This is a genomic window from Glaciihabitans sp. dw_435, assembly GCF_018449675.1.
In the GTDB taxonomy this organism is placed as follows: domain Bacteria; phylum Actinomycetota; class Actinomycetes; order Actinomycetales; family Microbacteriaceae; genus Glaciihabitans.
Map to the genome: position 1 here is coordinate 153,528 of NZ_JAAVUZ010000005.1, position 26,201 is coordinate 179,728.

The 26,201-nt window shown below is 68.2% G+C and carries 27 protein-coding genes; 16 read left to right on the forward strand and 11 right to left on the reverse strand.

Annotated elements, in window-relative coordinates; all coding sequences use genetic code 11:
• Positions 1-270: 270 nt before the first annotated feature.
• Positions 271-2,460 carry a DEAD/DEAH box helicase gene (locus tag HB677_RS09265; protein WP_213815413.1) on the forward strand — a complete coding sequence of 730 codons (2,190 nt, stop codon included), beginning with the start codon at positions 271-273 and terminating at the stop codon, positions 2,458-2,460.
• Positions 2,461-2,566: 106 nt separating this feature from the next.
• A complete protein-coding gene (locus tag HB677_RS09270) occupies positions 2,567-2,986 on the forward strand; it encodes a GNAT family acetyltransferase (protein WP_213815414.1) in 420 nt (139 codons plus the stop codon).
• On the opposite strand, the gene phoA is transcribed toward HB677_RS09270, so the two are convergent.
• Entirely contained in the window at positions 2,983-4,656 is a 1,674-nt protein-coding gene (gene phoA, locus HB677_RS09275; protein ID WP_213815415.1) for an alkaline phosphatase, read from the reverse strand. The genes HB677_RS09270 and phoA overlap by 4 nt on opposite strands.
• Before the next feature lie 276 nt (positions 4,657-4,932).
• Here phoA and cysK point away from each other — a divergent pair, with 276 nt between their 5' ends.
• Genes cysK through HB677_RS09300 form a run of 5 tightly spaced genes read left to right on the forward strand, consistent with a single transcriptional unit; the run spans position 4,933 to position 9,209 of the window.
• Positions 4,933-5,871, forward strand: coding sequence for a cysteine synthase A (gene cysK, locus HB677_RS09280; protein ID WP_213815416.1), 939 nt, complete (start codon positions 4,933-4,935; stop codon positions 5,869-5,871).
• A gap of 20 nt (positions 5,872-5,891) precedes the next feature.
• Positions 5,892-6,491, forward strand: coding sequence for a serine O-acetyltransferase EpsC (epsC, locus tag HB677_RS09285; RefSeq protein ID WP_213815417.1), 600 nt, complete (start codon positions 5,892-5,894; stop codon positions 6,489-6,491).
• Between the two features lie 59 nt (positions 6,492-6,550).
• Entirely contained in the window at positions 6,551-6,778 is a 228-nt protein-coding gene (locus HB677_RS09290) for a hypothetical protein (protein ID WP_213815418.1), read from the forward strand.
• Between the two features lie 56 nt (positions 6,779-6,834).
• Positions 6,835-8,637, forward strand: a complete 1,803-nt coding sequence (recQ, locus tag HB677_RS09295) for a DNA helicase RecQ (RefSeq protein WP_213815419.1) — start codon at positions 6,835-6,837, stop codon at positions 8,635-8,637.
• The gene (locus HB677_RS09300; protein ID WP_213815420.1) at positions 8,634-9,209 is read left to right on the forward strand and encodes a GNAT family N-acetyltransferase; all 576 of its coding nucleotides are present in this window, start codon (positions 8,634-8,636) and stop codon (positions 9,207-9,209) included. The genes recQ and HB677_RS09300 overlap by 4 nt, the downstream gene beginning before the upstream one ends.
• Here the strand turns inward: HB677_RS09300 and HB677_RS09305 are convergent.
• Positions 9,206-10,186, reverse strand: coding sequence for a YafY family protein (locus HB677_RS09305; protein WP_213815421.1), 981 nt, complete (start codon positions 10,184-10,186; stop codon positions 9,206-9,208). The genes HB677_RS09300 and HB677_RS09305 overlap by 4 nt on opposite strands.
• Before the next feature lie 98 nt (positions 10,187-10,284).
• Here HB677_RS09305 and HB677_RS09310 point away from each other — a divergent pair, with 98 nt between their 5' ends.
• On the forward strand, positions 10,285-10,749 hold the full coding sequence (locus tag HB677_RS09310) for a VOC family protein (RefSeq protein ID WP_213815422.1): 465 nt from the start codon (positions 10,285-10,287) through the stop codon (positions 10,747-10,749).
• Between the two features lie 29 nt (positions 10,750-10,778).
• On the opposite strand, the gene HB677_RS09315 is transcribed toward HB677_RS09310, so the two are convergent.
• Positions 10,779-11,915, reverse strand: coding sequence for a glutamate--cysteine ligase (locus tag HB677_RS09315; RefSeq protein ID WP_213815423.1), 1,137 nt, complete (start codon positions 11,913-11,915; stop codon positions 10,779-10,781).
• A gap of 64 nt (positions 11,916-11,979) precedes the next feature.
• On the opposite strand from HB677_RS09315, the gene HB677_RS09320 reads away from it, so the two are divergent.
• Positions 11,980-12,690 (forward strand): NUDIX domain-containing protein, encoded by a 711-nt coding sequence (locus HB677_RS09320; RefSeq protein ID WP_213815424.1) that lies wholly within the window; start codon positions 11,980-11,982, stop codon positions 12,688-12,690.
• A gap of 24 nt (positions 12,691-12,714) precedes the next feature.
• Here HB677_RS09320 and trxA read toward each other — a convergent pair whose 3' ends face one another.
• From trxA to HB677_RS09345, 5 genes are all read right to left on the reverse strand, one after another.
• The gene (gene trxA, locus HB677_RS09325) at positions 12,715-13,101 is read right to left on the reverse strand and encodes a thioredoxin (protein WP_213815425.1); all 387 of its coding nucleotides are present in this window, start codon (positions 13,099-13,101) and stop codon (positions 12,715-12,717) included.
• Positions 13,102-13,236: 135 nt separating this feature from the next.
• Entirely contained in the window at positions 13,237-13,629 is a 393-nt protein-coding gene (locus tag HB677_RS09330) for a DUF4190 domain-containing protein (protein WP_213815426.1), read from the reverse strand.
• 65 nt (positions 13,630-13,694) lie between these two features.
• Entirely contained in the window at positions 13,695-15,347 is a 1,653-nt protein-coding gene (locus HB677_RS09335) for a DHA2 family efflux MFS transporter permease subunit (protein WP_307852545.1), read from the reverse strand.
• Complete coding sequence (locus tag HB677_RS09340; protein WP_213815427.1) at positions 15,344-16,183, reverse strand: tryptophan-rich sensory protein; 840 nt, start codon at positions 16,181-16,183, stop codon at positions 15,344-15,346. The genes HB677_RS09335 and HB677_RS09340 overlap by 4 nt, the downstream gene beginning before the upstream one ends.
• Before the next feature lie 82 nt (positions 16,184-16,265).
• Positions 16,266-17,129: a DMT family transporter gene (locus HB677_RS09345; protein WP_213815428.1), complete on the reverse strand. Its 864-nt coding sequence runs from the start codon at positions 17,127-17,129 to the stop codon at positions 16,266-16,268.
• A 67-nt stretch (positions 17,130-17,196) separates the two neighbouring features.
• Here HB677_RS09345 and HB677_RS09350 point away from each other — a divergent pair, with 67 nt between their 5' ends.
• The 5 genes from HB677_RS09350 to mtnB all read left to right on the forward strand — a co-directional run bounded on the left by HB677_RS09350 (position 17,197) and on the right by mtnB (position 21,587).
• The gene (locus HB677_RS09350) at positions 17,197-17,634 is read left to right on the forward strand and encodes a MarR family winged helix-turn-helix transcriptional regulator (protein ID WP_213815429.1); all 438 of its coding nucleotides are present in this window, start codon (positions 17,197-17,199) and stop codon (positions 17,632-17,634) included.
• Positions 17,635-17,777: 143 nt separating this feature from the next.
• Positions 17,778-18,869 (forward strand): hypothetical protein, encoded by a 1,092-nt coding sequence (locus HB677_RS09355; protein ID WP_213815430.1) that lies wholly within the window; start codon positions 17,778-17,780, stop codon positions 18,867-18,869.
• Positions 18,866-20,179 carry an S-methyl-5-thioribose kinase gene (gene mtnK / locus HB677_RS09360; RefSeq protein WP_213815431.1) on the forward strand — a complete coding sequence of 438 codons (1,314 nt, stop codon included), beginning with the start codon at positions 18,866-18,868 and terminating at the stop codon, positions 20,177-20,179. The genes HB677_RS09355 and mtnK (HB677_RS09360) overlap by 4 nt, the downstream gene beginning before the upstream one ends.
• A complete protein-coding gene (mtnC, locus tag HB677_RS09365; RefSeq protein ID WP_213815432.1) occupies positions 20,176-20,937 on the forward strand; it encodes an acireductone synthase in 762 nt (253 codons plus the stop codon). The genes mtnK (HB677_RS09360) and mtnC overlap by 4 nt, the downstream gene beginning before the upstream one ends.
• Positions 20,934-21,587 (forward strand): methylthioribulose 1-phosphate dehydratase, encoded by a 654-nt coding sequence (mtnB, locus tag HB677_RS09370; RefSeq protein WP_213815433.1) that lies wholly within the window; start codon positions 20,934-20,936, stop codon positions 21,585-21,587. The genes mtnC and mtnB overlap by 4 nt, the downstream gene beginning before the upstream one ends.
• A 427-nt stretch (positions 21,588-22,014) precedes the next feature.
• Here the strand turns inward: mtnB and HB677_RS09375 are convergent, their stop codons facing one another.
• On the reverse strand, positions 22,015-22,473 hold the full coding sequence (locus HB677_RS09375; RefSeq protein ID WP_213815434.1) for an Lrp/AsnC family transcriptional regulator: 459 nt from the start codon (positions 22,471-22,473) through the stop codon (positions 22,015-22,017).
• 94 nt (positions 22,474-22,567) lie between these two features.
• Here HB677_RS09375 and HB677_RS09380 point away from each other — a divergent pair, with 94 nt between their 5' ends.
• The gene (locus HB677_RS09380; protein WP_213815435.1) at positions 22,568-22,996 is read left to right on the forward strand and encodes a rhodanese-like domain-containing protein; all 429 of its coding nucleotides are present in this window, start codon (positions 22,568-22,570) and stop codon (positions 22,994-22,996) included.
• Complete coding sequence (locus tag HB677_RS09385) at positions 22,993-23,451, forward strand: GNAT family N-acetyltransferase (RefSeq protein WP_213815436.1); 459 nt, start codon at positions 22,993-22,995, stop codon at positions 23,449-23,451. The genes HB677_RS09380 and HB677_RS09385 overlap by 4 nt, the downstream gene beginning before the upstream one ends.
• Before the next feature lie 280 nt (positions 23,452-23,731).
• Here HB677_RS09385 and mtnK (HB677_RS09390) read toward each other — a convergent pair whose 3' ends face one another.
• Complete coding sequence (gene mtnK, locus HB677_RS09390) at positions 23,732-25,078, reverse strand: S-methyl-5-thioribose kinase (protein WP_213815437.1); 1,347 nt, start codon at positions 25,076-25,078, stop codon at positions 23,732-23,734.
• Between the two features lie 73 nt (positions 25,079-25,151).
• Positions 25,152-26,198, reverse strand: coding sequence for an ABC transporter permease (locus tag HB677_RS09395; protein ID WP_213815438.1), 1,047 nt, complete (start codon positions 26,196-26,198; stop codon positions 25,152-25,154).
• Between the last annotated feature and the right edge of the window lie 3 nt (positions 26,199-26,201).

Sequence of the window (26,201 nt, forward strand, 5' to 3'; positions counted from 1 at the left end):
GAGCGGATGGCGCGGGGCGGCCCCATTTGGCGGATGCTCTCGCCTTTCGGGGGAAAGTGGAGTAACGTATCGAGGTCGGCTCAAGACAGCGCGGTATCCCCGCGTAAGGGTTTGTAAGTCTTAGGGGCCGGATTGCCAGCTACTCCGCTGGCATGAACACACGATTGTATGTGTCGGCCCCGGTCAAAGATCGCCCCGGGTTCAGTAGTGCTGCAGTGCTCTTGTAACTGCGTGCATTCTCATGCACTGATTTATAACCCGGAAAGAACTATGTCTGAATACAACAAATCTGCTCCCAAGCGAACCGGCGGCCCTGCTGCTGGCGGCAAGGGTGCGGGACGCACTCCCGGATACCGTGGAGATCGTTCGACCGACTCGGGCGCTCCCAAGCAGCGCTGGAACTCTTCCGACCGCGCCGTAACCACGGGTGACCGCAAGCCGTTCCGCGGCCGCGACTCCGATGGTGGACGCCCCGCAACCAACGACCGCCGCCCCAACTGGGAGCCGCGCGAAAAGCCCGCCTACCAGCCGCGTGGCGAGCGTCCCTCCTACGGTGACCGCCCCGCGCGCACCGAGCGTCCGGCATACGGCGACCGCGGTGCAGCACGCACCGAGCGTCCCTCGTATGGCGACCGTCCGGCCCGTCCCGCGTACGGTGACCGCAACGACCGTGGTGCCGAGCGCACCGAGCGTCCCGCGTACGGTGACCGCGCACAGCGCAGCGAGCGTCCCTCCTACGGCGACCGTCCCGCACGCCCCGCGTACGGTGACCGCAACGACCGTGGTGCCGAGCGCACCGAGCGTCCCGCATACGGTGACCGCGCAGCACGCACCGAGCGTCCCTCCTACGGTGACCGCCCGGCCCGCACGGACCGTCCGGCCACGAACGACCGCCAGGAGCGTACGCCGTACGCCGAGCGCGCCCAGCGCACCGAGCGTCCGTCCTACGGCGACCGCGGTGCCCGCACCGAGCGCCCCGCCTACGGTGACCGCAACGACCGCGCTCCCCGCACGGACCGCCCGTCGTACGACCGCCCCTCCTACAACAACGACCGCCCGGCTCGCACCGAGCGCCCGTCGTACGACCGTGCCGGTTCGGGTGACCGTGACCGCGCACCGCGTCGCGACTTCAACTCGGAGCGCCCCGCGCGTCGTGACTTCAACTCCCCGCGCCCCGAGCGTCGCAGCAGCGACCTCTACCCGAGCCGCGAGGCTGGCCAGTCCTTCACCCCGCAGGATGACGTCGTTCTCGAGCGTCTCGAGGCCGAAGCCATTCAGGCCGTCGACGTCGAGGGTGTCACCTTCGGTGACCTCGGACTTGGCGCCAACATCGTTCGCCAGCTCGGCGAAATGGGAGCCCCGAGCCCCTTCCCGATCCAGGCAGCGACCATCCCGGACGTTCTGGCAGGCAAGGACGTTCTCGGACGCGGCAAGACCGGCTCCGGCAAGACCATCGCTTTCGGTGCGCCCCTCGTTGAGCGCCTGATGGAGAACAATGGTGGCAAGGACCGTCAGGTGGGCCGCAAGCCCCGCGCCCTTATCCTCGCCCCGACCCGCGAGCTCGCGCTGCAGATCGACCGCACCGTGCAGCCCATCGCGCGCAGCGTTGGACTCTTCACCACGCAGATCTACGGCGGAGTTCCCCAGTACAAGCAGGTTTCCGCGCTCCAGCGTGGCGTCGACATCATCGTCGGAACCCCCGGTCGCATCGAGGACCTCATCGAACAGGGCAAGCTCGACCTCAGCAATGTCGTCGTCACCGTCCTCGACGAGGCCGACCACATGTGCGACCTCGGCTTCCTCGAGCCGGTGCAGCGCATCCTCAAGGAGACCAAGGCCGACAGCCAGCGCCTCCTCTTCTCCGCAACTCTCGACAAGGGTGTCGCCACCCTCGTCAAGCAGTTCCTCAAGAACCCCGCGGTTCACGAGGTTGCCGGTGAAGACCAGGCTTCTTCGACGATCGATCACCGCGTTCTGCTCATCGAGCAGCGCGACAAGACCCGCATCATCGAGGAGCTCGCATCGGGCACCAACGGCAAGACCCTGGTCTTCGCCCGCACCCGTGCGTTCGCCGAGCAGCTCGCCGACCAGCTGGAAGACGCCGGCATCGGCGCCACCAGCCTCCACGGAGACCTGAACCAGTCGCGCCGTACGCGTAACCTGCAGCTGCTCACCAGCGGCCGGGTCAACGTCATGGTCGCGACGGACGTTGCCGCACGAGGCATCCACGTCGATGACATCACGCTCGTCATCCAGGCCGACGCGCCCGACGAGTACAAGACCTACCTGCACCGCTCCGGCCGCACCGGCCGCGCGGGCAAGGAGGGCACCGTCGTGACCCTGATCAGCAAGGCGCGTCGTCGCCGCATGGACGAGCTCCTCGACCGTGCCGAGATCAAGGCCACCGTGCAGAACGCTGCTCCCGGCGACGCCGTGCTCGCGCAGCTCGCAGCCCTGTAACTCGCAGCTGAAGCTAACCGCCAACGGCGCTCACCCCTGAGGGTGGGCGCCGTTGGTCGTTAACGTCCGTCGCGTCGTAGCGTGCCGGGTGCGCAAGGATGAGTGGATGATCCTGCGCACGTTTTCCGAATCCGACACCGAACCCGTCGTGCAGTTGTGGCGTGATGCCGGGCTGGTGCGTGCGTGGAACGACCCGCACAAGGACATCGCGCGGAAGCTGACGACGCAGCCGGAACTCTTTCTCGTCGGTGAGGACGACGGGGTCGTGATGGCCTCCGTCATGATCGGTTTCGATGGACATCGTGGCTGGGTGTACTACCTGGCCGTGGCATCCACCCATCGCGGTCAGGGGCACGGGCGCACGCTCATGAATCGTGCCGAGGAACTGTTGACCGAGCGCGGCTGTCCCAAACTCAGCCTGATGGTGCGCGCGGGCAACGAGTCGGTGCTGTCGTTCTACGCGTCCCTCGGGTACACCGAAGACGTGGTCGTGAACCTCGGCAAGCGACTGATCCCCGACATCTAGCGGACGGTGAACTTCACCGAGACCGCCTTACCGCTCTGGGCGCCGGTCACGGTGACCGAGTAGCGCCCGGGCGTTGTGGGTGCCGTGAAGGTGAACCGCGCGGAGCCGTTGATGACGTCCGACGACCCGAGCGCCGTCGTGCCTATGGAGCCGAGCACCTGGCGGTCGCCGGCGAAACGGCTGGCCGACACCGTGACCGTTGCGCCCGCCGACACGACCGCGTGGTCAACGGCGGCACGCGCGTGGCTGCTGAGCCTCGCCGTGTCACGGTTCAGCGCGAGCGAGTTGGCGATCGTGTAGAAGTTGTCGGTCTGGTCGGTCAGCCCGACGACATTCGCCGCTCCGGGGCCGTAGCCCGCAATGCGCACCTGGGTGCCGGTGTGCTGCTGCGATGCGCCCGCCGCCGCGGTGCCGTACGACACCTTCATGACGGTGCCGTCGGCCGTCGTCAGCGCGGTGCTGAGCGCGGTCGGCGGAGTGCTGTCCACGATCTGGCTGGAGTGTCCGTGGTCGGCCGTGACGAGAACGAGGGTGTTGCCGTCCTTCTTGGCGAACGCGAGGGCCGCCTGCACCGCCTCGTCGAAGTCGACCGTCTCACCAATCTGACCGCAGGCATCGGCCGCGTGGTCCTGCTTGTCGATGCTCGCGCCCTCGACCTGCAGGAAGAATCCCTTGGCGTTCTTCTTCGTGGGCTTCAGCAGCGAGATGGCCTTGGTCGTCAGCGACTTCAGCGACAGGTCGGTCGTGAGACGGTTCGGGTTTGCCGTGCAGGTGACGGGCGCGGCATCCGCCCCGCCCACTGTCGCTACCGTCGGCGCGTACCGTGTCGGGAAGTTGCCGGGAGTGAAGAGGCCGAGGACGGGGGATGACTGGTTCGCCGCGTTCACGGACGCGAGACCAGCCGCGTCCTGAACCACCTGGTAGCCGCGGTCCGTTGCCTGCTCGAACAGTGTCTTGCCCGCCCAGTCGCCGGCCTTGGCGGTCTGCAGGAAGGATGTCTGGCCGCCGCCGAGCGTGACGTCCGGTCGCGTGTTCAGCAATTGCTCGCTGATGGATCCAAGGCCTCCGGCCGCGAGGGCATCCGCGCCACAGGACGCCGTGTCCGGGCCGTAGCAGCTGCGGGCTGCCACGTGCGCGACCTGAACGGCGGGCGTGGCATCCTGAATTTCCGCCGTACTGACATCACCCGTCTTGAGCCCGTTAGCCTTGGCGATCTCGAGCAGGGTCTGGTGTGGCGTGCCGTCAATGTCGACCGAGATCGCATTGTCGTAGGTCTTGATGCCGGTGGCCCAGGCCGTTCCCGTCGCGGCCGAGTCCGGGACGTAGTCGGGCTTGCCCTTGTTCACCCCGTCCTTGTAGATCGAGTACGTCGTGTAGTCGCCGGTGAGGGGCAGGGCATCGATGCCGGGAAGTCGACCGGCGGCGCCGTACTGGTAGTTGCGGGCGACGGTGATCTCGGAGTCACCCATTCCGTCGCCAATGAGCAGGATGACGTTCTTTGCCGGCGCCGAAACGATGGATTTCTTGACCGCTGCGGTGCGGTCAGCGTGCGGGTCGAGGGAGCCGTGCGCGACGGCGACGGCGGGCACAACGAGCGTGGCCGCGGTGAGGAGGGCGGCGCCGGCGATGATGCCTGTGCGCCTCCCCGAAGTCGAACTGCGGGGTGTCATTTTCATCAGTAGTACTCCCGAATGCAGAGGTAGAAAGGTTGAGTGACCGTGTGGGCACGTAATCCACCCCAACTCCGTCAGTGAAACGGAGAGTGAACAGAAGGTTGCGAATCGGTGTCGACTGGCCCCCGAATGGGTGTCAAGGCCGCCCGGTATGACGAAAGATGACAGCTGTATGGAGCTACATACGGTTGTATGTACTAGTAACGACTCACGGCAGAAGTGCCTAATCTGACCTTGCCCCTCTCGCCGAGGAGCCCAAAGAATCGAGTGCCCGTGTCCAGCCACATCTACAACGACATCACCGAGGTCTTCGGAAAGACGCCTCTCGTGCGCCTCAACTCCGTCGCGAAGGGACTTGGCGCCACCGTGCTGGCCAAGCTCGAGTTCTACAATCCCTCCGCGAGCGTCAAGGACCGCCTCGGGATTGCGATCGTGGATGCCGCGGAAGCGTCGGGCGAGCTGGGGCCCGGCGGCACCATCGTCGAGGGCACCAGCGGTAACACCGGCATCGCGCTCGCGATGGTCGGTGCGGCCCGCGGCTACAAGGTCATCCTCACGATGCCCGAGAGCATGAGCAAGGAGCGCCGCATGCTCCTGCGCGCGTACGGCGCAGAACTGGTGCTGACGCCGGGCCCGCTCGGCATGAAGGGTGCGGTCGAGGCCGCCGCCGAGATCGTCGCCAACACCCCTGGCGCCATCCTCGCCAAGCAGTTTGCCAATGAGGCAAACCCTGCCATCCACTACGCGACCACCGGCCCCGAGGTCTGGGAAGACACCGACGGCGCTGTCGACATCTTGGTTGCTGGCATCGGCACGGGCGGAACGATCACGGGTGCGGGCAACTACCTCAAGGAGAAGAAGCCCGAGATTCAGATCGTTGCCGTCGAACCGGAAGAATCCGCCATCCTGAACGGCGGAGCCCCCGGACCCCACAAGATCCAGGGCATCGGCGCAAACTTCGTTCCCGAGATCCTCGACCGCGATGTGTACAGCGAAGTCATCGACATCAACATCACGCAGTCGGTCGCGATGGCTCGCCGTCTCGCCGCCGAAGAGGGAATCCTCGCCGGCATCTCGTCGGGCGCAACGGTCGAGGCCGCGCTGCAGCTGGCCGCCCGCCCCGAGAACGCGGGCAAGACGATCGTCGTTGTTGTCGCAAGCTTCGGCGAGCGGTACCTGTCGACGGTTCTCTACGAAGACCTCGTCGACTAGGACTGGATTTCCCGAACACCGTGGCACCTCAGGCAGCAACCCAGGGCGTCTTCGCGCGCCTGCGTGAAGACATCGCGACCGCGCGCCGCCGTGACCCCGCGGCCCGATCCAACGCGGAGGTGCTGCTGGGGTACTCCGGGTTGCACGCCATCTGGGGATACCGCCTCGCACACGGGCTGTGGGAGCGGCGCGCGTTTCTGCGCGCCCGCCTGCTCTCACAGTTCGTGCGCTTCCTCACCGGCGTAGAGATCCACCCGGGCGCGACCATTGGCCGCCGCTTCTTCATCGACCACGGCATGGGCGTCGTCATCGGTGAAACCGCCGAGATCGCCGATGACGTGATGCTGTACCACGGCGTCACCCTCGGCGGCCGGAGCATGGCCCACGTCAAACGCCACCCCACGCTCGGCGAGCACGTGGTCGTCGGCACCGGCGCGACCATCCTCGGCCCGATCACCGTCGGGGCGCACTCGGTGGTGGGTGCCCAGGCGGTCGTGCTGCACGATGCGCCCGAGCGCTCGATCCTTACGGGCATCCCCGCGGTCGCGCGGCCCCGCTCCGGGTCATCCGTTCCCGTCGACGCTGCCTTCTATACAGACGCCGCGATCTACTACATCTAGCGTGCATTGTTGGCGTCAAGCCCCCGTGCGGGACGCCGTCCATGCGGTGAAATTGGGAGGTGGCCCGTCCGAACAACTACCTCTCGATTCCCGCGGCGGCGAAGCGTGTGAAAAAGTCGAAGCGCACCATCGAGGCGTGGATTCACGAGGGTCGCAACAGCAAGCGGCTCCCCGCCGTGTACTTTCTCGACGTGCCGTACGTGGACGAGAAGGTCCTCCTCGCCTTCGCCGAAATGCCCGACATGGCGGATGACCCGGGCGGCGACTCCTCCCCAGCGAAGAAGTAGCCCGGGTTCGGTGCACAGGCGGCACCGGGTCGGTGGTCTCTCGTAAACTCGAGGCCATGACACCAGCGCTTTCCGTCCTCGAGAAAACGTTTGGCTACGATGCGTTCCGCGGTGACCAGGCCGAGATCATCGAGACGCTCATCGAGGGTGGAGACGCCCTCGTTCTGATGCCCACCGGTGGCGGCAAGTCTCTCTGCTACCAGATCCCCTCCCTCGTGCGGCCGGGAACGGGTGTGGTGATCTCCCCGCTCATCGCCCTGATGCAAGACCAGGTCGACGCGCTCACCGCGGTCGGTGTGCGGGCCGGTTTCCTCAACTCCACCCAAGACGCCGCCGAGCGCCGCCGGGTCGAAGACGCCTACGTCAACGGCGAGCTCGACATGCTCTACCTCGCGCCCGAGCGCCTGCGTATCTCGTCGACCGCCGAGCTGCTCGACCGCGGCACCATCGCCCTGTTCGCGATCGACGAGGCGCACTGCGTGTCCCAGTGGGGCCACGACTTCCGTCCCGACTACCTGCAGCTGTCGATGCTGCACGAGCGCTGGCCCACGGTTCCCCGCATCGCGCTCACGGCAACGGCGACCGAGCTCACGCACCACGAGATCACCAACCGACTCGACCTCAGCAACGCCCGGCACTTCGTGTCGAGCTTCGACCGTCCCAACATCCAGTACCGCATCGAGCCGAAGAACCAGCCGCTGCAGCAGCTTCTGTCGCTCATCCGCACCGAGCACTCCGGCGATGCGGGCATCGTTTACTGCCTGTCCCGCGCCTCGGTCGAGAAGACCGCCCAGTTCCTCGTCGAGCAGGGCATCACCGCGCTCCCGTATCACGCGGGACTCGACGCGGCAGTGCGCTCCCGCAATCAGTCCCGGTTCCTGCGCGAAGACGGCATCGTCATGGTCGCCACGATCGCGTTCGGCATGGGCATCGACAAACCCGATGTGCGCTTTGTTGCCCACCTCGACCTCCCCAAGAGCGTGGAGGGTTATTACCAGGAGACCGGTCGCGCCGGCCGCGACGGCCTCCCGTCGACCGCCTGGCTCGCCTACGGTCTGCAAGACGTCGTGCAGCAGCGCCGCATGATCGACCAGAGCGAGGGTGACCGTGCCCACCGCCAGCGCCTCGGGCAACACCTCGACGCCATGCTGGCCCTCTGCGAGACGCTGCAGTGCCGCCGCGTGCAGCTGCTCGCCTACTTTGGCGAAGAGTCCCAGCCCTGCGGCAACTGCGACACCTGCCTCAGCCCGCCCGTCGGCTGGGACGGCACCGTTCCCGCCCAGAAGCTGCTCTCCACCGTCGTGCGTCTGCAGCGCGAACGCAACCAGCGCTTTGGTGCCGGCCAGCTCATCGATATTCTTCTCGGCAAGCGCACCCCGCGCGTGATCGAGCAGGGCCACGACACCATCAGCACCTTCGGCCTCGGCGCAGATCTCAGCGAGCAAGAGTGGCGCGGCGTTGTGCGTCAGCTTCTCGCCCAGGGACTCCTCGCCGTGCACGGCGATGGCTACGGCACCCTCGTCATCACCGACGCCAGTGCCGCCGTGCTGGCCGGTGCCCGCCCCGTCATGCTGCGCCGTGAGCCCGAGCGTGCGGCGAAGGCGACCAAACGATCGGCCGTCGCGAGCGAATTGCCGGGTGAGGCCGTTGGCCTGTTCGAGAAGCTGCGCGAGTGGCGTGCCGGTGCTGCGCGAGAGCAATCCGTTCCCGCCTACATCATTTTTGGGGATGCCACGCTCCGAGGCATCGCGCTCAGCCGACCCGGATCCCTCGCCGAGCTTGCCGGCATCAGCGGCGTCGGAGAGAAGAAGCTCGAGATGTATGGCGAGCAGCTGCTCGAGGTGGTCAGCGCAGCGTGACCGAGCCCGCGGCCCGTCGGCTCACCGGCGTCACACCGGTCACGACGGATCGCCTTGTTCTTCGCCAGTGGACGGACGCCGACCGCGCTCCCTTCGCCGCCCTGAATGCGGACCCCGAGGTGATGCGACACTTTCCCGCACCCCTGACGACCGCCGAGTCCGACGCGGCGGTCGACCGCTTCTCCGCCCGGATTACCGACAACGGCTGGGGCCTCTGGGCGGTCGAGCACGATGGCACCTTCATCGGGTTCACCGGACTCTCGGTGCCCCCCTTCGAGGCCCCGTTCACCCCGGCAGTTGAGGTGGGCTGGCGTTTCGCCCGCCGGGCGTGGGGACACGGATTCGCGACCGAGGCCGCCCGCGCCGCCGCCGCGGTGGGCTTCGGCGAGCTGGGTCTTGCCGAGATCGTCTCCTTCACAACGGTCGGCAACGAGCGCTCCCGCGCCGTGATGCGCAGGCTCGGGATGACCCACGACAGCCGTGATGACTTCGAACACCCGAACCTCCCGCCGGGGCATCCGCTTCGCCCGCACGTTCTGTACCGGTTGTCGGCACCCACCGCACGGAACTAGCGGGACGCCGTCGCCGCGTTGCGGGCGGCGAGCTGCGCGAACGCGGCGGTGAGTTCCGCGGGCTCGACCACGTCGATGTCCGTGTCGAAGCGGCCGAGGGCCGCGGCCAGGGCCACCCATGACCAGGATCCGACCGTGTATCTGCAGCGGTCGGGTCCCAGATCCTCGGCGATGCCATCGCCTGCGAACGGGCGCACGGCACCGGCGGGGAGGTGCAGGATGACGGTGCCGGTGCAGGGCCAGGTGTTGTCGCGATCCGACCCCTTGAACCGGGCCGAGACAAACTCCTGCGCGCCACCGCCGGGCACCACCCGGGGCGTGAAGCGCGGCCCGGTCGGAGTGCGCGGGGCAATGCGGTCCGCGCGAAAGATGCGCCAATCGTCGCGGGTGAGATCCCAGGCGACAAGGTACCAGCGGCCCTGGGACGTGACGAGATGGTGCGGCTCGACACGATGAGCCGGTCGGGGCGGGGAGTCGTCCGCGGTGGGGACGCCGCCGGCGTAGTCGAACCGGAGTACCTCCCGGGCGCGGATGGCGGCAGACACGGCAATGAGCACGTCCGGCGAGACGGAGGGGGCCAAGCCGTCGCCGGGGCGCGGGACGGCGGTGAACTCGAGGCCGGTGAGGCGGTGGCGCAGTCGTGAGGGCATGACCTGCCGCACAGTGGTCAGCGCACGGAGGGCCGCTTCTCCGATGCCCACGCCCGTGACGGTCGCCGACTGCAGTGCGATGGCGAGGGCAATCACCTGCTCGTCATCGAAGAGCAGGGGTGGCAGGTCGCTGCCGGCATCAAGGCGGTAGCCGCCATCCGGTCCCATCGTCGCCTGAATGCTGTAGCCCATCTCGCGCAGCCGCTCGACGTCCCGCCGCACCGTGCGGTGGCTGATCTCCAGCCGCTCGGCGAGCAGCGCTCCCGGCCAGTCGCGCCGCGTCTGCAACAGCGACAGCAGATTGAGGAGACGTGTCGTTGTGGTCATTTCCCCATCGTAATTTCAGTAGAGGACCGAAACTGTCCTAGACGGCTGTGAGAGTGGATGGTGTCGGGACGAGCCCGGCACGATCACTAGGAGCAGACATGAGCATCGTCACCACCACCCACGTCAACTTCCACGGCGACGCCCGCGACGCCCTTGTGTTCTACCGGTCCGTCTTCGGCGGCGAGGTCACCATCGCGACGTACGGCGACTTCGGCATGCCCGCGGATGCTCCCGGCGCCGACGGCGTCGTTTTCGGACAGGTGGAGAGCGCCAACGGCTTTCGGGTAATGGCCTACGACATTCCCGGCCAGGGCGGCGGAACGGTGGATGCCCCGGGCTCGACCCATCGCGAGAATGGCGTCACCCTCACCACCCAGCCGTTCTTCGTCGCCGTGCGCGGAGAGACCCTCGACGAGGTGCAGGCCTACTGGTCGACGCTGTCCGTCGGCGCGTCCATCGTCGAACCGCTCGCCGCCTCCGCGTGGAGCGAGGGGTTCGGCATGCTCACCGACAGCTTCGGAGTGACCTGGATCCTCGACGTCGCGGCGGCGCACGCGGAGTGACCCGGGCGGGACTGCGGCGCGAAGTGTGATCAGGCGGTTATCGTGTCGCGTGCGGCCGTGGCGATCACGTCGGTGCTCGATCCGGCGGGACCCATGGCGGTCCGCTGTCGTCGGGCGCCCGATCCGCGCCGAAGGGTCGTTCGCAGGGCGTTCTGTACGAACCGCTCCTCCTCGCCCGAGCTGAAACTGCCGCGCACGTGGGCGAAGAGCGCGTCGACGGCCACGACCGCCGGCACGGGCCGTCCGGTCTCGGGATGCAGGAGAGCGCCATCGAGACCGGACTTGCTCGCCCGCCAGGACGCGAGCCGGAGAAGGGACGTGGAAACGGGGTTGGGAGGCATCCCGATCGACCATTCGTCGACCGCGGTTTCAACAAGGGCGCGGGTGATGACCGCAAGCAGCGCGGCATCCGCGGGGTGCAGGCAGACGTCGGCAATCCGCACCTCAACGGTGGGAGCGTGCCGGGACAGCCGGGCGTCGAAGTAAACCATCCCGGCGTCGAGGGACACATCCGTCGCGAGGATGTCGTCGATCTGGCGGTGATAGTCCGAGGCCGAGCCGAAGAGATCGTAGGGGCCCGCGGATGGCCAGCGACCCCACGCCTGATAGCGATAGCTCGCGAACCCGGTGTCCGTTCCCTGCCAATAGGGCGAGTTGGTGCTGATCGCGAGGAGCACGGGCAACCACGGGCGAATGCGGTCAAGGGCTGCCACGCCTTCCTCGTCGGATTGCACCGAGACGTGCACGTGGAATCCGCAGGTCAGCTGCTCGTCCATCGTGAGCCCGAAGCGGTCGTGCATCAGCTGGTAGCGGGGTGAGGCCACCAGATGCGGAACGCACGGGAGCGGAGCGGTGGCGACGGCGACCGCCCGGGCTCCCACCTCCCGTGCGGCGGAGTCGGCAGTTCTCCGGCCGTGGAGAATCGCGGCGAGCAACTCGTCGAACGTCTCCAGAGGCGGACTGATGGCCTCGATCTGCTCGTGCTTCGCCTCGAATTCGAGCACAGCTCCGGCAGTGCTTTCCGCCCCGCCATCGATGGCATCCAGAATCAGACCGGCGACGGGAACGGGGCTCATTGTCGTGGCATCGACGAGCAGTAGCTCTTCCTCAACGCCGATGGTGCGGAGACGCCGCCGTGCGGCCGTCGCGGTTGTCTGCAGTGACATGCTTCAAGATAGCCACATTTCCGCGAAAGTGGGATAAAAATCAGGCTCCGCTACGGTGGAACCCGTGAACGCATTTGTCGAGGATGACTCTGTACCAACCGCCCCGTCGGACGCCGGCCAGCCCGGGGTCGATGTTCCCGATCATCGCGGTAGGACAGGCCTAAATCGGGTGGGACGCGATCTGACCCTCAACGACGGGGTGCGCGTGACCAACGTCGAGCTGATCGGTAACGGCTGGCACGTGCTGCGCCGCACCACCTTCGATTTCCGGCACAGCGACGGGCACTGGAGCACGGAGCAGCGGGAGACCTACGACCGCGGGCACGGCGCCACGATCCTGCTGTACGACACCGCCCGGTCGACCGTACTGCTGTCCCGGCAGTTCCGCTTCCCCGTCTATGTCGATGGCACGAATGACGGAATGCTCATCGAGACGGCGGCGGGACTTCTCGACGATGACGACCCCGAGACCGCCATCAGGCGCGAGGCCAGCGAGGAACTCGGCGTGACCGTGGGCGAGATCGAGCACGTGTTCAATGTCTTCATGAGCCCGGGCTCGGTGACCGAGCGGCTGCACTTCTACGCGGCGCCCTACGCGGACGCGAGCCGCACGAGCGCTGGCGGAGGGCTTGCCGACGAGGGTGAGGACATCGAGGTGCTGGAACTCGACTTCGCCGAGACCCTCGACATGATCGATGACGGCCGCATCCGGGATGCGAAGACCATCATGCTGCTGCAGTGGGCAGCGCTGCGCGGACCGTTCCGCGCGCGCTGACCCGCCGCTGGCGAGGTGCTGGCGCTACTCGACCGGAGCGGCCGCGGCGGCTTCGCGCTGCGCGGCGATGTCCTTGTGCACTTGCTCCATGTCGAGGCCGCGGACGGCGTCGATGACCTGGTTGAGGGCCGGGGCGGGGAGGGCGCCGGGCTGCGAGAAGACGAGCACGCCGTCACGGAATGCCATGAGGGTGGGGATCGACGTGATGCCGGCGGCACCCGCGAGCGCCTGCTGGTCTTCGGTGTCGATCTTGCCGAACGTGATGTCGGGGTTCTCGTTGCTGGCGGTCTCGTAGATCGGTCCGAACTGCTTGCACGGACCGCACCAGTCCGCCCAGAAGTCGACGAGCACGATGCCCGAGTCGAGGACGGTCTTTTCGAAGTCGGTTTCGGTCAAAGTCACGGTAGCCATGACCCAAGCCTAAAACGTGGAACCCCGCTCCCGCTGGGATGCGGCACGGGGACTCACTGGTTTTCGCTGGCGGCGTAGGGGAGTAGCCGGCCCCAGTAGTGCGGGATTAAACCCCAGACGATGTAGGCGGCGCGGCTACCGGCAGGTGTAGGTGAAACCGTTTTCGTTCCACTGTCCCTGGCCGAGCGCATCGCAGAACTCGCTCATGTGGTTGACGGCGTAGATCGCGAAGATGATCAGCAGCACCGAGGCGATCGCGATCAACACGATGAGGACGCTCGACACGATGATGCCCGCGAGTGCCGGACCGTTCTCGACGCCCGCCCGCTTCGACTGGTTGCGGGCGATGATGCTGAGCACGAGCCCCACGAGGGGGAAGATCACCGACAGCACGAGGCCGACGATTCCCATGGTCTGGCCCACCGGGGCGGGAGTGGCGTCGTAGGTCTGTGGCGGAGTGGGAGGAGGCGGCTGCGGGGCTCCGGTGTATGGCTGGGGCGGAGGCTGCTGCGGCTGTTCGTCGGTCATCGAATTCTCCTTGGGTTCAGCGAAGAAGCGAGTCATTCCACCGTACGACTCGTGACCGCCGCCCGCTACGGTGCCGGAGAGGGTGGGGAAGCGCATGACCCGGGCGTTGCGTGTGCCGCCGGCGCGACGTCATCCTCGGGCCGGCCCCCACCCTCGAGCCGCAGTGTCGCCAGGAACCCCAGGGCGAGGAAGCCTGCCGCGGCGAAGGCGCTGAACCGGGTGGCTTCGCTGAACGCCTGGCGCGCGTCATCCGCTGCCTGTGTCGATTGTTTTTCGAGCGCGGGGATGGCGGAGCCGGCGCTGTCGACAACGGCGTCCACGATCTGGGTGCGGGTGGCGACGGGGACGCCCTGCTCCTCGAGGCGGGCGTCGAGCTGGCCGCCGAGGGTGCTGAACAGGATGGTGCCGAGCACGGCGATGCCGAGGGCGGACCCGATCTGGCGCGCGGTGCTCTGGGTTCCGGAGCCCTGCCCGCTCTGGTCGACGGGGACGTCTTTGAGGACGACGCCGGTCAGCTGCGCGGTCGCGAGACCCACGCCGAAGCCATAGACAAACAGGGCGCCCACGATCGCGTACCAGGGGGTGCCCGTCGAGATGACGAGTCCCACGATGACCAGGCCGACGATCTCGGCGCCGATGCCGACGCGCACCACCGTGACGGCGGAGAAACGCCCGCCGAACGCGCCGGCGAAGCCACTGGCCACGAAGGAGCCGATGGCGAGGCCCAGCAGCACGTACCCGGTGTGGAGGGCGTCATAGCCCAGCACGTTCTGCAGCCAGAGCGGGAGGGAGAGGATGATGCCGAACTCGCCGAGGGAGACGATCATGGCGGCGATGTTGCCGTTGCGGAACGATGCGATGCGGAACAACGCGAACGCGAACAGGGTGCTCTTGCCGAGGCGCTGGCGACGGAGGCCCCAGGCAATGAAGGCCGTCGCGCCCACGATCGTGACGGCAAAGGCGAGGGGGATGGGAGAGAGGTCGAACGGCCATTCCCAGTCGCCGAAGCTGAGGCCGTCGCTGGCGAGCCACCAGCCGTAGGTGCGTCCCTCGATGAGGCCGAACACCAGCGAGGCGCAGGTGATGACCGACAAGATCGCGCCGACGACGTCGATGCGCCGGGCGTCCCTCTCGCGCGACTCTGCGACGAAGGCGAACAGGCCGATCACGATGATGATGCCCAGTGGAACGTTGATGCCGAACGCCCACCGCCAGGAGAAGTCGGTGGTGAGCCATCCGCCGAGGAGCGGGCCGACCGCGGCCATTCCGCCGATGGTCGAGCCCCAGATCGCGAACGCGATACCGCGCTCCTTGCCCCGGAAGGTGGCGTTGATGATCGACAGCGTGGTGGGAAGGATCATGGCGCCACCGAAACCCTGCAGCACGCGTGCGCCGATGAGGGCGCCTCCGCTCTCGGAGAGCCCGGCGAGGACGGATGCCAGTGCGAAGACGACGACTCCGGTGAGAAGCAGTCGCCTCCGTCCAAACCTGTCCGCGAGGGTTCCGAAGACCAGAAGGAGAGCCGCGAAGACCAGCGTGTAGCTCTCCTGCACCCACTGCACCTGGGTGGAAGTTATCCCCAGATCATCGACGATCGACGGGATTGCCACATTGATGATTGTTGAGTCGACGATGATGAGTGCCACCGCGACGCTGATGAAGACGAGCCCGAACCAGCGGGCGCGGGGGTTTGCTGTCAGGCGTGCTGCCGCGCTCACGCGCCGGCTCCGGCGGTGCCCGATGCGGTGCCGCGCGATCGAGCGCGCGCGTCGGCGGTGCGGGAGGCACGGCCTCGGGTCAGGCGCAGCAACAGCGTCACCGCGAGCACCACCACGACCATGACGATCGCGGTGACGGCGGCGGGTACCGAGACGAGGGAGCCGGCGAGGCGGCCGACGGCGAGCCAGGCGAGACCCCAGCAGAGGGAGACGGTCGGGGCGAGGCGTCCGGTGCCGTAGACGGCCAGGAGCACACCGATGCCGCCCGCGATGAGGACGACAACGACGGCCCATACATCCGCGTCGATCCCGAAGCCGGTGAAGCCAACATCGGTGAGCAAGGCTGCCACGTTTGCGGCGGTCGCGACACAGACCCAGCCGAGATACAGGCCGACCGTGCCATCCGTCACGATGGTTTCGACGATGGTGCGCGGCGGCGTCGCGAGGCAGAGCCGGAACGCCCAGACGAGCACCACGAGCAGCAGCGCGATCACGGGCACGCTGAGGGCGAGCTGGTCGAACTGAATGCTGAGGATCCACGCGGCGTTGAGGATGAGGGACGCCGCGATGGGGTATCCGAGGCGCCGCTGGCGTGGATCGGTGCGCTGCGCGGGCAGCAGCTGCCAGATGGCGTAGGCGATCAGGCCGAGGTAGATGACCGACCAGATGGAGAAGGCGGGACCGGCCGGAGCGATGGGGGTCGCGTTCGCGCCGAGGGCTCCGCCCGCGGCATCCTGAATCGGGGTTCCGCCGGCGGCTCCCGAGCCGATGAACGAGCCGACGATGGCCAAGACGGCGCTGACGAGCACAACGACCTGCCGCACGGTGTCTTTCACGGGATCCTCCAATTGATCAGCTAGCTGATCAATTACGGTAGCACCGTCTTCGGTCGACGGCGAGGGGGAGGCGAGGAGGGCGTTAGCCCAGCGCGAGCAGCGCGACGGCGACGAGGGCGGTGGTGAGGCCGATCGCCTGCAATCGTGTGATGCGTTCGTGGAGGAACACGGCGGCGAGGATCACGGTGACTCCCGCGTAGAGCGCGACGAGGACTGCCATGACCGACAGCTCGCCGAGTCGCACGCCCGTGAGCATGACCGCGTCTGCGGTTGCCGAGAGAACTCCCCCGCCGACCGCGTACCAGAATCCGCCCCGCCATCCGCTTCCCGTGGCGCGTACCCGGGACCGTTTGGCTCGCAGGAAGATGACCCCGACGGCGGCAAACATGACGATGACCGTGACCGTGCGACCCACGATGAGTGGCACGAATCCGGAGGCGGGCGGCATGGCGTTGAAGGTCACGAGGCCTGCGCCGATGGAGGTTCCGGCGCCGACGGCCAGCAGGATTCCCCGGGTGCTCGGCCGTGTGCCCGTGCGTTCAGGGGCGAGCCCCACGAGGATCACCGCGGCGAGAGCGAGTGCCAGGCCGAGGTATCCCGCAGCGCCGAAGCGTTCCCCAGTGAGGAGCCCGACCGTCATGGGAACCACGGCCGAAATCACCGCGATGAGTGGGGAGAGCACGCTCATCGGGCCGATGGCGAGCGCGGCGTACAGCATGGAGACCGAGAGACAGGCGATTCCGCCGGCGATAGCGCCCCAGAGGATCGCCTGCGCGGACCACTGTCCTCCGAGGAACGGAACGATGAGGCACACGGCAACCAGGCCGCCGGCGGCGCTGAGGGCGGTGACGCGGATCGCACTGATCTGCCGGGAGGCGAATCCGCCGAGGAAGTCTGCCGAACCGAAGAAGAACGCGGTCGTGAGCCCGAGGGCCGCGGTGATCATGGGTCTCCTCGTGCGGTTGGTGCGTGCTCCGAGCGTAGTGGAGGGCGGTGCGGCTAGGTTGAGGAGCATGACGGACGTCGACGGCACCGAGAGCTGGCCCACTGGGCGGTTGCTCTCCACGGCCGCGCGGCTGGTCGAGCACGCCTGGGTCGAGGCGCTCGCCGAGATGGGCTTGACCCACGCGGGACTCATCGCCCTGCATCTGCTGGACGCCGGTCCCCTGAACCAGACCGACCTCGCCCAGCGTGCCCGCGTGCAGACGCAGACGATGTCGCGCACGATCGACCGGCTGGAGCGCCAGGGTTTCGTGGAGCGCCGGCCCGACGACAAGGATCGACGCCGGCAGCTCGTCAGCCGCACCGAGTCGGGAGCCGACGCGTGGCGCAAGACTCGCACCCTCGAGGCCGACCTCTTTCCGGCCACGGATGACCCGGCCGGCCTGCGGGCGGCGCTGCTCGCGATCATTTCGTCGACATCCGGAGCCCGCTGGAGCAACGCGGACTGAGCGCGGCGAGCAACGGCGGGTTCGCCGGGGCCCGCGGACGACGCACAACGTCATCCAGCGACCCCGTAAATACCGGTGAAATACGCGCCACCGGTATCCTCGGTGAGGGGCAAACCCACCGACGACCGAGGAGTTTCACCGGCATGAACGCACCTGGACGGGACGCCACTCCGGCCCTCGAACACTCCGTCCGTCTGGTGAACGGCGCCGTCGAGATTCTCGACCGCCGCGCGTTCCCCGCGGAACTCACCTGGGTGCGCGCCACCAGCGCGGCCGAGGTGGCCGACGCGATCCGCGACATGGTCACCCAGAGTTCCGGACCCCTCTTCGCCGCGTTCGCCGGCCTCGAGCTGACCGCCCAGCAGGTCCGTGGCCTTCCGCTGGACGATGCCCGAGCGACCCTGATCGCGGCGGCCGGCGCTCTCACCACCGCGCGCCCGACGAACAACCATCCGAGGGATGCCGCCCGCCACGTGCTGGGCGCCATCGCCGGGGCGACGACGACCGACGAGCTGGTCGAGCTCGCGACATCCGCTGCCCACACGGGCGTTGCCGCCTACAACGCCCGCAGCCGCGCGCTCGGCGAGCACACCGTCGCACTGTTGCCGGACGGGGCGCGCATCCTCACCCACTGCTGGATGGACAGCTACCTCATCGCCATGGTGCGCGCCGCTCACGACGCGGGTAAGAGCTTCGAATGGGTCACGACGGAGACGCGCCCCTACCTGCAGGGCGCCCGGCTCACCTCGCACACGCTGCGCGAATTCGGCGAGAAGGTCACGCTCATCACGGACAGCATGGGCGCCGCCGCGCTGTCGCCCGGGTCCTCGCTCGGGGCCATCGACGCGCTTGTGACCGCTGCCGACGTGGTCAGTCTCGACGGCAGCGTGGTCAACAAGGTCGGAACCCTGGGGCTCGCGGTCGCCGCTGCCGCGTTCGAGGTTCCGTTCTACGCGCTGGTGCTCAAGCCCGATGCGGATGCCCCGACGGGATCCGACGTCGTCATCGAGCAGCGTGACCCCGGCGAGGTGTTCCACGCGCTGGGGCACCGCACCGCCTCTAACCTCGTGACGGACGGCTGGTACCCCGCCTTCGACGTGACCCCCGCACGCTTCGTCACGCGCATCGTGACCGATCGGGGTGCGTTTGCGCCGGACTCGGTCGTCGATTATTTTGCGGCGGATGACTCGGGCCCCGTGCTCTCCGCGTCCGCCGACGCGAGCGTCACCCGGTGAGCACCACCGAGCTGTCGCCGTCGGGCGACGAATACGAACTGCTGGTCAGCGGCCACGACGTGACCGCCTACCTCACCACGGCCGGCCTGCTTCCGCGGCTGGCGGATGATCCCGCCGACGTAATCGTGCGCGAGGTCACCGCGGGAAACATGAACCGCGTCTTCATCGCCCGCGGCCCGCTCGGCAGCGTCGCCGTGAAGCAGGCACCCCCGTTCGTGCAGGTGGCCGGGCCCGAGTGGCCCATCGACCCCGCCCGGATCGGCGCCGAGGCGCGGGCCTACGAGCTGCTCGCGGGGCTCGTTCCGGACGCGGTTCCGGCCATCGAGCTCGTGGACCTCGAGCGCTTCGTGATGGTGATGGAAGACCTCTCAGACCTCGAGGTGGTGCGTGATGTTCTCGTCGACGAGATCGCGACCGGCGGGGCATCCACCATCGACTTCGACAACCTCGGCGCCGTGGTTGGGCGGTTCATCGGCGAGCTGACGCTGGCGACGAGCGAGGGGCGACTGGGGTCCGAGGCGCACGCCGAACTCGTGGCGACCGCCGCTAACCCCGAGCTGTGCGCGCTGACGGTCGACGTCGTGCTCGACGAGCCGTATCGCGAGCACGAGCACAACCACTGGCACCCGGTGCTCGACGACGAGGTGCGCGCGCTCTACACGGACGAGGCTCTCGCGGCCGCCGTGCTCATCGTGCGGGACACGTTCGACACCCGGGCCGAGGCGCTGCTGCACGGCGACCTCCACACCGGCTCGGTGATGGTGGGCACCCGCGATGGCGTCCAGGCCGTGAAGGTGTTCGACCCCGAGTTCAGCTTCGTCGGTCCCATCGGCATGGACCTCGGACTCTTCTGGGCCAACCTCACGATCGCGTCCGTTGCCGCCCGCGCGGTGGGCCGCGACCAGCTCGCCGACGACCGCCTGCGCGCGATCGACGCCAGCTGGGATGCCTTCGCAGCGGTGTGGGATGCCCCGGGCGCGCGCGATGCGGCGGCCGTGTCATCCACCCCTCTCGAATCGATTCGATCGGACGCGTGGCGCTTTGCCGGCGTCGAGGCCATGCGTCGCGTTGTCGGATATTCACACGCCGCCGACCTCGAGACCCTGCCCGCGGAGGTGCAGGCCGATGCCCACCGCGCGGTGTTCGACCTTGCCCGCCACTGGATTCTGACGGGCGAGCCCGCGCCCGACGCCGCACCCGACGCCGCGCCCGACGCCGCTCCCGCCTCCGCCTCCGCACCCGTCGGCACCACCCGCGCGGCCACCACCTCGTCTGACCCGACCGACCCCGCCCCGAAGGAGCAATCGTGACCTCACCCCTGCAGCTGACGGCGTCCACCCTGGTGGTCGACCTCGAGGGCACGACGAGTGCGGCCGGGTTCATCCTCGGCGACCTCTACGACTACGCCCGCCCCCGCCTCGGCGCCTGGCTCGATGATCATGCGGATGACCCGGACGTCGCCACCGCGCGCGCCCAGGTGATCGCCGAGGCCGGACTGCCCGCCGACGCCAGCACGGACGACGTCGTTGCCGTGTTGCACGGCTGGATGGCGTCCGACGTGAAGGCCACCCCGCTCAAGACGTTGCAGGGACAGATCTGGGCGCTGGGGTTCGAGCGCGGCGAGATCTCGTCGCACTTCTTCGACGATGTAATCCCGAAGCTGCGTGCCTGGCACATGGCCGGGGTGGGCCTCGCGGTGTTCTCGTCGGGGTCGGTGACATCGCAGGTCCCGTGGTTCCGTCACTCGCCGGACGGTGACCTCACGCCCCTGATCACGGACTACTTTGACACCGTCAGCGCGGGACCGAAGAAGGTTGCCACGTCGTACGACGCGATCGCGACGGCGCTGGGGCTCGAGGCATCCGCCCTCGTCTTCTTCACCGACAACCCCGAGGAAGTTACGGCGGCCCAGACGGCCGGGTGGCAGGTCGTCGCGTTCTCGCGGGAGGGCGAGCCGTTCTTCGGCGACGACTTCGGAACCGCGCCGGTGGTGGGGTCCTTCGACGAGGTCGACGTGGTCGCGCCGGTCCCACCCGTCGCGCCCGCCGTTGCCGGTGCGACCGCATGACCGAGTTCAACACCCGTCCGATCGCGCTGGAGACGCTCGACCGGGCCGGCGCCGCCCTGGCCGCCGAGTCTGCGCGGTTCGCTGCGCGCGGGTGGATGCCTGGAACCGCCGGTAACCTCTCGCTGCTACTGCGCACCGACCCGCTGCGACTGGCCGTCACCGCGTCCGGCCTGGACAAGGGCGAGCTGACGTCCGGCGACATCGTCGTGGTCGACGGGCATGGTGCCCGCGTGCACGGCGAGGCCGGGTCGCACGCCAACCCGTCGGCCGAGGCCGGCCTGCATGCCCGAATTGCCCGGGTCGCCGGAGCCGGAGCCATCATCCACGTGCACGCCGTGGCCGCCGTCACGGCTGCCCATGTCTGGCCGGGTGGCGTCGCGCTGCACGACCTCGAGATGCTCAAGGGACTCGGTCACTCGGCGCACGGCGAACAGATCGTCATCCCCGTTGTGCCCAACGGCCAGGACATGACCCTCGTCGGCGACGCGTTCGAGGCGGTCTACCGCCCGGCGACGCAGGACGTTCGGGATGTCCCGGCCCTCCTTGTCGCCGATCACGGTATCTACGCCTGGGGTAAAGATCTCCGCGAAGCGCGCTGGCACCTCGAGATCACCGAGGCGCTGCTGCAGATCGCGCTCGCGCGCCGCTAGCCGCGCCGCCCGCGGCCGTGCCGCGATGGGCGGCCGGCAGCGGCGCCACCCGCCGGCCCGCTAGCCGCGCGCCCCGCCGGCCAGTCGCCCCGCCGCTGCCCCGCAGCGCATCGAAAGGGTAAAAACATGCGTTTCTCCCCCGGAAATCGCCCATTTCTACCCTTTCGATGACACCTGGCGCACCTCAAGGCGCCCAGCCCCGTCGAAGGAGCAGAGATGGTCGTTCTTTGCTCCGGGACGCGACCATCTCTGCTCCTTCGATGCGCGCAGGAGGCAAAAAGGGCGCCCGCGCTGTAACGGGCGTCGAGAAAGCGCGCCCGCACCTGTGGTGGGCGACAAAAGAGGGCCAGGATGCGGTCGCAGCTGCCGCTCGCTGCCATTGCCACTCCCGGTCAGAGAGCTGCATCCCGCCCGCAGGCTGTCGCCGTCAGGCCGGCGCGATGTGGCGGGACGGAACGGGGCTCGAGTACACGACGTTTGTCGTGATTCCGCCGAGCGTGGCGAGTCGGCCGGTGATGCGCTCGAGGTCCCGCATGGATCGCGCGTGCACCTTGATGATGAAGCAATCGGCGCCGGTGACGTGGTGCGCCTCGACGATTTCGGGTGTCGTGTCGACCAGGTCGTGGAACGGCTTGTAGTTGCCCGATGGGTACGCCAACCGCACGAACGCGGTGACCGCGTAGCCGAGCGCCTCGGGATCGACGGTGATCGAATAGCCGGTGATCACCCCGGAGTCCGTCAGGCGGCGCAACCGTTCGGCGGTCGCGCTGGCAGACAGCGAGACCTCCCGGGCCAGCTGGGCAACGCTCATCCGCCCATCACGCTGCAACTGCTCGATGATCGCGTGATCGGTGGAATCGAAGTCAAGGCGTGGATTCGACGGCATACGCGTCACAATACCGGTGGATCACGCGCGATCGCGCCCAAGAGCCGGGCATCGTCTCTTCTTAGATGTGTGCCTCCGCCGCTTGGATTGAGACATGGAAACCACACTCTCAGCCCGCGATTTCTTCGCCGCAAAGCTCCGGTACGAAACCGACCCGTCCGACCTCGCCGCCGACCGTGTGGGCGGTGCCGGCCCGCTCATCCTCGACGTTCGCAACGACGCCAGCTGGAGCCAGGGACGCATCCCCGGCGCGGTCCACGTGCCCAACCGAGAGCTCGCGGACCGTGCGCCCGAGGTCATCCCTTCGCTCGACGCCGCCGTCGTTGTGTACTGCTGGGGACCCGGATGCAACGGCAGCACGCGAGCCGCTCTGACCCTCGCCACCCTCGGCTACACAAACGTCAAGGAACTCATTGGCGGCTTCGAGTACTGGGCGCGCGAAGGTCTCGCCGTCGTCAGCGACGAGGGCCGGTCGCGTCGCGCACCGGACCCCCTCACCGCTCCCGTCGGCGTCCCCGCGTGACGGCAACCGTCTCTGTCGACAGGGTCGAGGTGCTGCGAGCGGATGCCCCGGAGCGCGCGCTCGCCGTCGCGCACGCGCAGTTCGAAAAGAGCACAATCGTCATCCCCGCCGATTGGGCGGCACGCACGTCGCGACTTATCGCCGCGGGGCAGCTGGACCTCTTCGTCGCCCGTTCCTCCGGGCAGGCACTGGGATACGCGACGCTCACTCGGGGCGTGAGCACCTGGGCGGCAGAGCCCTACGGCTACCTCGACTGCCTCTTCGTGGCCGAGGGACACCGCGACGCGGGCGTCGGCCCGCTCCTGGTCACGGCCGTCGCCGAGCATGCGCGGAGCGTCGGGTTGCGCGAGCTGCAGTGGCAGACGCCCTCGTGGAACGCCGGTGCAATCCGGTTCTACACGCGGCTCGGAGCCGCACGCAGCGGCAAAGAGCACTTCGCCCTGCGGCTGGAGTAACCCTCGGCCCAGCGAAAGGGTAAAAACATGCGTTACGCGCCCGGAAATCGCAGGTTTTTACCCTTTCGATGACATCTGGCGTGCCTCAGCGGCACCTGGCCGCGCCGAAGGAGCAGAGATGGTCGTTAGGTGCGCCGGGAGACGACCATCTCTGCTCCTTCGATGCGCGCGGGTGGCAAAAAGGGGCGGCCACGGAGTGCACGGGTGACGAAATGGGCCGCCCACGCAGCGCACGGGTGGCGAAAGCGGCGCCGCGACGGGCAGGGGCGGCCGAAACGAGCTAGCGGGTGGCGGTTCCGCGGAGTATCTGCTGCGAGTGGAGCGACAACGAGCTGACCCAGGCCGTTCCGGAACCCGCACCCGCGAGCCTCGACAGCACGAGCTCGCGCCCGGCCCGCAGCACACCCCGGGCCGCGCCCTCGCGGAGCTCGGGCTCGAGGGTCTCGATGTCGCTCGCCTTCGCGAAGCCGATGATGCGGCGGATGGCCTTGGCGCCCGCGAAGACAGCCGCGTCTGCGCAGATTTCGGACAGCAGGCTCTCGAGCATGTCGTCGCCCCACACCCGCGGGTCGACCCGGGACGGCCACAGCGCGCGGTACTCGGCGTCGAAGGCCTCCCACAGCGCGGCCGGCAGCTCGAGAATGCGCGCGGCACGCTCGCTGTCGCCGAGCGCCTCGGCCCGTGCCGCCGCGATGACGAAGTTCGCCCAGAGCGCGCCGAGGTCGAAACCGGTGGGACCGTAGAACCCGAACTCGCTGTCGAAGGCGCGCACGGACGCGGGGGCGTCCTCACCGAATGCGGGCCGCACGAAGACGGACCCGGTGTGCAGGTCGCCGTGCAACAGCGACTGTGCGTTAGTCATGAAGCGGTACTTCGCCAGCCCGATCTGCAGCAGCAGTTCGTCGTCGGCGCGCAGCTCCGCGACATCCACTTCGTTGGCAGGCAGCACGCGGTTGTGCTCGTGCTCGATGTACGGCTCGGTGAAGACGAGGTCCTCGGTGATCTGGCAGAGCTCCGGATTGATGGATGCCGCGGCGAGACGCTTCTGCTCAAGGGGATCGAGTCCGATGACCGAGGTGGAAAAGGCGGCACGCGCGATGAAGCGGCCGACCTCTGCGGCGGCATAGCCGTGGACGCGGTTGGCGTTGAGCTCGTTGCGCCAGACCTCGTGGTCGGAAAGGTCCTCGATGGCGAGCACGTAGTTCTCGGCGTCGAAGTCGTACAGCGCGGGCACGTGGGATGCGTCGGCGCGCTCGTGGCTCGCGAGCACGACTGCCTCGCGGGCGGTGCGCTCCCGCGTCATCGGCCAGCTCGGGTCGGTGCGCACGTGGGGGAGCGACTGCTTAAGCACCAGGCTCGCGCCGTGGGTATCGCGCACGATGAAGACGAGGTTGAGGTTGCCGTCGCCCACCTCGGTGATGAGCTCGATGGCGCTGGCGTCGAAGCGGGCGACCAGCGCGGGACGCTGCGCCAGGTAGGCGGGCACCGTTTCCGCGGTCAGCTGGGAGAAGTCGGCGGCAGCGGTGCCCCTGGCGGCGGTGCCAGCGGGAGCGGTGCCGGTGGCGGCGGTAGAGGCAGCGCCGGTGCTCGCACCGGCGCGGGTCTCGGTGTCGGTCGGGTCGGTCATGGTCGCTGCCTCGGTGGGTCGTGGAGGGTGGGGCGGATGCCCCGGGTGTGGGTAATGCCGGCGGTGCTGGTGACTACGACGCGGACGTGGAACCCGCGGTCAACACCGTGCGCTTGCGGGAGAGCGTGAAGCTGAAGAGCATGGCGACGAGCAGCACGATTCCCTTGCCGAAGTCCTGAGCGTAGTAGGGCAGGCCCGCCATGGTGAAGCCCGTCGTCATGACGGCGATGAGCACGGCGCCGAGCAGGGTTCCCCACGCGTTCGGGCGGCCGATGCCGAGCACGGAGACACCGACGAGAGCGACGGCCATGGCGTCGAGCAACAGCGAGTTGCCGGCGGAAACGTCGCCCTGGCCGATGCGGGCAGCCAGCAGCAGGCCGGCGATCGACGCGAGCAGGCCACAGCCCATGTAGGCGAGGGTGCGGTAGAGCTGCACGCGGATTCCGGCGAGACGCGCGGCCTCAACGTTCGCACCGACAGCGAAGAGCGCGCGGCCCCAGCGGGTGCGTTCCAGCAGCACCCACATGAGAAGGGTGAGGGCGGCGAGGATGATCACGGGGATCGGGATGGGCCCGACCGAGCCGCGGTCGAGCGCGAGGAAGTCCGCGGTGAACTTGCCGGGCGCGGTCGTTCCGTCGGCGAGCGACATGTTCGACGAGATCGACTTGCCGTCGACGATGAGGAGCTTGAGGCCCACGATCACGAACATCGTGGTCAGCGTCGCGAGCAGGTCGGGCACGCGGGCGACCACCACGAGCAGGGCGTTCAGGCCACCGATCGCGAGGCCACCGATCAGCACCACGATGACCGCGACGCCGCCGACCTGGTTACCGATGACCATGGTCCAGGCTGCAACGGAGACGGCGAATCCCGCGGAGGCACCCACCGACAGGTCAATGCCGCCCACGGTCATGGCCAGCGCGACGCCGAGCCCGGCGATGGCGGTGGGAGCGACGAACTTGAGCATGCCAAACACGTTGTCGACGGTCCGGAAATTCGGCAGGGTGATGACGAAGTAGAGAATCAGCGCGACGGTGACGGCGATGAATCCCCACTTCACGACGAAGGCGGAGACACGTTCGCCGCGACGCGCGGAGATCAGGGTGCTGGGACTGCTCATCGG